The sequence below is a fragment of the Shigella sp. FC1567 genome (assembly GCF_001743015.1).
In the GTDB taxonomy this organism is placed as follows: Bacteria; Pseudomonadota; Gammaproteobacteria; order Enterobacterales; family Enterobacteriaceae; genus Escherichia; species Escherichia coli.
Window position 1 is genome coordinate 1 of record NZ_MIIV01000131.1, and the last position, 5835, is coordinate 5835.

A 5835-nucleotide genomic window follows, 5' to 3' on the forward strand; every position below is an offset into this window, starting at 1 on the left:
CTAATCCACCACTCTGATCGAGGTTCACAGTACTGCGCATACGATTACCGGGTCATACAGGAGCAGTCTGGTCTGAAAACATCAATGTCGCGTAAAGGTCACTGTTACGACAACGCTCCGATGGAAAGCTTCTGGGGAACGCTGAAAAATGAGAGCCTGAGCCACTATCGTTTTAATAACCGGGATGAAGCCATCTCAGTAATACGGGAATACATTGAGATTTTCTACAATCGTCAGCGTCGTCACTCTCGTCTGGGGAATATCTCCCCGGCAGCCTTCAGGGAAAAATATCATCAGATGGCTGCTTAAAAAAAGAACAAATGGTAGTGTCCGCTATTGCCAGTACACCTCATATCAACAAAGTAAACATTAGTGTTTACCTCTGTGTGTAATTTGCTCGAAAATAGCACTAAATCGCCGCAACGACAGAATGCAATGCAAAATCAGGAAGGAAGATTCCAGAATTTCTTTGCGCTAATTTGCAAAACTGAATAATAACCTCAAGAAACGATCGGCATCATAGCGGCAAAAGGTAAGAAAAAGGTGGCAGGATGTTTACGAAGGCGTTATCGGTTGTCTTATTAACGTGTGCGCTGTTCTCAGGACAACTCATGGCAGGGCACAAAGGACATGAATTTGTGTGGGTAAAGAATGTGGATCATCAGCTGCGTCATGAAGCGGACAGCGATGAATTGCGTGCTGTGGCGGAAGAGTCGGCGGAAGGTTTGCGCGAGCATTTTTACTGGCAAAAATCGCGCAAACCAGAAGCGGGACAACGTTGAGTCGTTTGATGCCGGATGCGGCGTGACGCCTTACCCGGCAGGCAATATCATGCAGATTCAATGAGTTGTGAGTAACCAGAAAACTGGCGTTTTACCCTTTTCGCTTAGGCAATGTTTTCAGCAGCTCATCCGGACTTACGGATGCCACTACGCTTCCCGGTAACGGCATTTTCAGTATGTGATTTTTGATTTTGCCAATGACGTGCATCTCGCATGGGCGGCAATCAAACTTTAGCGTTAATACTTCATCGCCGTTAACCAGTTGCATTGGCGTCGCCTTCCAGCTTTTGATATTGCCTTTCGCCTGTTTCGGGCACAGATTAAAGGCAAAGCGCAGACAATGCTTGGTGATCATCACCGGGACTTCGCCCTTCTCTTCATGTGCCTCATACGCCGCGTCAATCAGCTGCACACCATAGCGATGATAAAATTCACGCGCTTTCTGGTTGTATACGTTCGCGAGGAAACTCAGATGCGTTTGCGGATAAACCGGCGCAGGCTCAGCAACCGGTTTACGGCTGCCGCGCTGGTAACTGGCAAGACGCGCAGCATCCAGCATGTCAGCAGCTTCACGGCGGAACTGGTTTAACAGACTGTTTGGTACAAACAGCGCCCCCGGCAAATTAATTTGCACATCGCGGGCGTAATAGAGGGTTTGCCCCAGTTTTGCCAGACCATCCTTCAGATTGTTCATTGCTTTTTCGGCGTTATTGGCTTCGTCGAACTGCCCGTCCAGCGTATGCGTGATGCTGACACCCTCTTCACTGGTGAGGGTCAGAATCAGTTGTTCCTGCCAGCCGCCCAGTTCAATGTCTACCGCCACCCGACGTTCGCTGGAGGTTTTTGTCAGTGCCTGCTGCCAGTTATGATCAAGATTACGGTTTAGTGGGTGATGTGGACGAATTTTGTGCAAATCTGCTGGCATTTCATTGGGCCAGACGCGGTACTGATTTTCTCCGGTTTTCTCGACCGTATTGGCACGAAAACCGATGACTTCACGTTTAATCATCACGTTCAGGCCATCACCATTTGCCAGTGGCTCGGTGACGGCAACATCGAGATGATCTTTCGCCACTTTCAATACTTCACCCACCGGCAGGCCGATAAATTTCGGCGAATCGAACGCGCCAATATCGCCTTTACGGGCATTCACAAAATAATCTGTGCTACCACGGTGGAAAGTCTTTTCCGTCGATGGAACAAAGAAATGTTCAGTACGACCTGATGAAGCGCGCGCCAGATCGCCACGTTCTTCAATAATGGCATCAAGCATCTGGCGATAATGGGCGGTGATATTCTTCACGTAGTTCATATCTTTGTAACGACCTTCAATCTTGAAGGAGCGTACACCAGCATCAATCAGCGCGCCGAGGTTGGCAGTCTGATCGTTATCTTTCATCGACAGCAGATGTTTTTCATAGGAAACCACCCGCCCCTGATCGTCTTTCAATGTGTATGGCAAACGGCACGCCTGCGAGCAATCGCCACGGTTGGCGCTACGCCCTGTTTGCGCATGAGAAATGTAGCACTGACCCGAATAGGCCACGCACAGTGCCCCATGAATAAAGAATTCAATGGTCGCGTCCGTAGCCTGGTGAATCGCGCGGATCTGATCAAGATTCAGCTCTCGCGCCAGCACAATCTGCGTGAAGCCAACATCAGAGAGGAACTTCGCTTTTTCAACTGTACGAATGTCGCACTGCGTACTGGCGTGCAGTTCAATCGGCGGAATATCAAGTTCCAGAATCCCCATATCCTGAACAATCAGCGCATCGACACCGGTCTGGTAGAGGTCAGTAATCAGCCGTTGCGCGGGTTCCAGCTCATCATCATGCAAAATGGTGTTAAGCGTGACGAAAATTTTTGCACCATAACGATGGGCAAACGGCACCAGCTCGGCAATATCTTTCAGGCTATTACTGGCATTATGACGGGCACCAAAACCAGGGCCGCCGATATAAACAGCATCGGCACCGTGCAAAATAGCTTCGCGGGCAATGGCGGCATCGCGTGCCGGGCTTAACAGTTCAAGTCGATGAGAAGATACGGTCACATTCTTATCCAGTAGCTGAAAAATGGCGGCTATTTTAGCCACAAGCGCGACGTTGCGAAATAGTTTTCCCGCTTAACTGCGCGGGTAATGGATGAGGGAATGAAAATGTACGGTTTGCTCCCCACCATTACGATAGATATGCGTGACGTCTGCAGCAAATCGAACGCCTTCCCCACAATTAAGGGTCTGCCATTCCCCATCAACGCACAGATCAAGTTGTCCATCAATGACGACGACATGTTCGATTACCCCCTTCTCATGGGGCGTCGATTCGCTTATTGCACCAGATGCCATCTGAATCGAGAAGTGTTCAAAGCAGAGTTGTGGATCATAAGGAAACAGCGAAGTGATCACCATCGCCTGCTGTTGTGGATCATAAACTGAAGGCGTAGCGGACTGCGGCGGAGAAATAAATGTTGAAAATGGTACGTTCAACCCGGTGGCAATTTTCCATAATGTCGCGACCGTCGGACTGGACTCATTACGCTCAATCTGCCCTAACATTGCTTTAGAAACGCCCGTCGCTTCTGCCAGTCGCGAAAGACTCCAGCCGCGCTGCTGGCGTAGTTGTTTAAGTGTGGTGGATAAAAAGCGAGCGAGATTTTCCATGCGACTCCTCCGGCAAAACGGAAGTTTATCACTTGTGCGTTATAACGGACAAATGCTACGGTGCCTGTACGCTATAACGTACGAGGTGACTATGCGTCTGTTTTCTATTCCTCCACCCACGCTACTGGCGGGGTTTCTGGCGGTATTAATTGGCTACGCCAGTTCAGCGGCAATAATCTGGCAAGCAGCGATTGTCGCCAGAGCCACCACTGCACAAATCTCTGGCTGGATGACGGCGCTGGGGCTGGCAATGGGCGTCAGTACGCTGACTCTGACATTATGGTATCGCGTACCTGTTCTCACCGCATGGTCAACGCCTGGCGCGGCTTTGTTGGTCACCGGATTGCAGGGACTAACACTTAACGAAGCCATCGGCGTTTTTATTGTCACCAACGCGTTAATAGTCCTCTGCGGCATAACGGGACTCTTTGCTCGTCTGATGCGCATTATTCCGCACTCGCTTGCGGCGGCAATGCTTGCCGAGATTTTATTACGCTTTGGTTTACAGGCGTTTGCCAGTCTGGACGGTCAATTTACGTTGTGTGGAAGTATGTTGCTGGTATGGCTGGCAACCAAGGCCGTTGCGCCGCGCTATGCGGTAATTGCCGCGATGATTATTGGGATCGTGATCGTCATCGCGCAAGGTGACGTTGTCACAACTGATGTTGTCTTTAAACCCGTTCTCCCCACTTATATTACCCCTGATTTTTCGTTTGCTCACAGCCTGAGCGTTGCACTCCCCCTTTTTCTGGTGACGGTGGCATCGCAAAACGCACCGGGTATCGCAGCAATGAAAGCAGCTGGATATTCGGCTCCTGTTTCGCCATTAATTGTATTTACTGGATTGCTGGCACTGGTTTTTTCCCCTTTCGGCGTTTATTCCGTCGGTATTGCGGCAATCACCGCGGCTATTTGCCAAAGCCCGGAAGCGCATCCGGATAAAGATCAACGTTGGCTGGCAGCTGCCGTTGCAGGCATTTTCTATTTGCTCGCAGGTCTGTTTGGTAGTGCCATTACCGAGATGATGGCTGCCCTGCCCGTAAGTTGGATCCAGATGCTGGCAGGTCTGGCGCTGTTGAGTACCATTGGCGGCAGTTTGTATCAGGCGCTGCATAATGAGCGTGAGCGCGACGCGGCGGTGGTGGCATTTCTGGTAACGGCAAGTGGATTGACGCTGGTCGGGATTGGTTCTGCGTTCTGGGGATTAATTGCCGGAGGCGTTTGTTACGTGGTGTTGAATTTAATCGCTGACAGAAACCAATATTGACATCCTACACGCCCTGAAAGACGTGGATCCCTGCTACGTTCAGGCTGTCGCCTGAATCATTTCGGTGGGTTCCTGCTTCAACGGGCGGCCTGACTGCACCATCTCTCCACAGGCAAGAACGGCGTGCCCCGCCGCTAAAATGTTACGAGCGCCATTTACATCGGCGTTCGCTGTATATCCACATACCTGGCATCTGAATTTACTTTGTGACAGGCGGTTCTCTTTCGCTGTATGACCACAGTACGCGCAACGCTGGCTTGTATACGCTGGCGGAACAGCAAGCACCTGACCGCCACGCCAGAGCTGCTTGTACTCAAGCTGGCGGTGCATTTCATACCAGCCCTGATCCAGTATCGAACGGTTTAAACCTGATTTTGCCCGGACATTGCGCCCCGGCTGGCTGACCGTACCCCTGCTGACTTTGACATGTTGCTGACCTTCAAATCCTCAATGACTATCATTGCGTGGTTTTTGCTGACGGCCGTTGTGACTTTGTGAAGGTAGTCCCTGCGGATATTTGCGATACAGGAATGCAGTCGCTGTATTTTGCGTTTCTGCTTCTGCCAGTTGTTGCTGAATTTGACCTTGCGGCTTAACTGTCGCTGAAGTCTCGCCAGCGTCTTCTGGTTTTTCTGAAAACTGTTTACAGGCTCAAAGACTGTGCCATCTGACAGCGTGGCGAGTTTAGCCACGCCAGCATCCAGTCCGACCATTGATGCTGAAGGGTGAGCCGGAGTGGATACTTCACTTTCTGTCTGAATACTGATGTACCACTTACCGCAGGACTGGCTGACAGTGACATTTTTCACAACACCCGTGACCTGACGGCTATTCCGGTAGCGCATCCAGCCCAGTTTCGGCAGAAAAATACGGCTGTTTTCCTGATCGAGCTTAACCTGCGGGTAGCGGAATGCATCATTCTGTCCCCGCTTTTTGAATCGGGGAAAAGCAGCCCGCTTCCGGAAGAAGTTTTTGTAAGCCCGCTCAAGGTCTTTCAGTGACTGTTGCAATGGCTGTGAGGGAGAATCTTTAAGCCATTGCGTTTCAGTGGCATTTTTCCACTCAACCAGCCAGGAAGCCATTTTCCCGTAAGGGATGTATTTATTACCGGCCTCATGATTCTC

5 protein-coding genes and 1 pseudogene are annotated in these 5835 nt (G+C 50.5%); 3 read left to right on the plus strand and 3 right to left on the minus strand.

Annotated features, from left to right (window positions below):
- Both BHE85_RS09845 and BHE85_RS09850 read left to right on the plus strand, forming a co-directional pair.
- Window positions 1-309: integrase core domain-containing protein (locus BHE85_RS09845; RefSeq protein ID WP_146627984.1), on the plus strand; the 309-nt coding region annotated here is incomplete at its 5' end.
- A gap of 242 nt (window positions 310-551) precedes the next feature.
- The gene (locus tag BHE85_RS09850) at window positions 552-782 is read left to right on the plus strand and encodes a YncJ family protein (protein ID WP_000494244.1); all 231 of its coding nucleotides are present in this window, start codon (window positions 552-554) and stop codon (window positions 780-782) included.
- 91 nt (window positions 783-873) lie between these two features.
- Here BHE85_RS09850 and rlhA read toward each other — a convergent pair whose 3' ends face one another.
- Together rlhA and sutR are read right to left on the minus strand one after the other, a co-directional pair.
- Window positions 874-2835: a 23S rRNA 5-hydroxycytidine C2501 synthase gene (rlhA, locus tag BHE85_RS09855; protein WP_005054559.1), complete on the minus strand. Its 1962-nt coding sequence runs from the start codon at window positions 2833-2835 to the stop codon at window positions 874-876.
- A gap of 72 nt (window positions 2836-2907) precedes the next feature.
- A complete protein-coding gene (sutR, locus tag BHE85_RS09860; protein ID WP_000429155.1) occupies window positions 2908-3444 on the minus strand; it encodes a DNA-binding transcriptional regulator SutR in 537 nt (178 codons plus the stop codon).
- A gap of 52 nt (window positions 3445-3496) precedes the next feature.
- Between sutR and ydcO the strand changes: the two genes are divergently transcribed.
- Window positions 3497-4711: a BenE family transporter YdcO gene (ydcO, locus tag BHE85_RS09865; protein WP_071844751.1), complete on the plus strand. Its 1215-nt coding sequence runs from the start codon at window positions 3497-3499 to the stop codon at window positions 4709-4711.
- A 39-nt stretch (window positions 4712-4750) separates the two neighbouring features.
- On the opposite strand, the pseudogene BHE85_RS09870 reads toward ydcO, so the two are convergent.
- A pseudogene (locus BHE85_RS09870) lies at window positions 4751-5835 on the minus strand (RNA-guided endonuclease InsQ/TnpB family protein); the annotation flags it as partial.

Excerpts from the sequence above, each read along its gene's own strand:
- sutR (WP_000429155.1), bottom strand. The coding sequence starts at position 3,444 with ATGGAAAATCTCGCTCGCTTTTTATCCACCACACTTAAACAACTACGC.
- ydcO (WP_071844751.1), top strand. The coding sequence starts at position 3,497 with ATGCTACGGTGCCTGTACGCTATAACGTACGAGGTGACTATGCGTCTG.
- BHE85_RS09850 (WP_000494244.1), top strand. The coding sequence starts at position 552 with ATGTTTACGAAGGCGTTATCGGTTGTCTTATTAACGTGTGCGCTGTTC.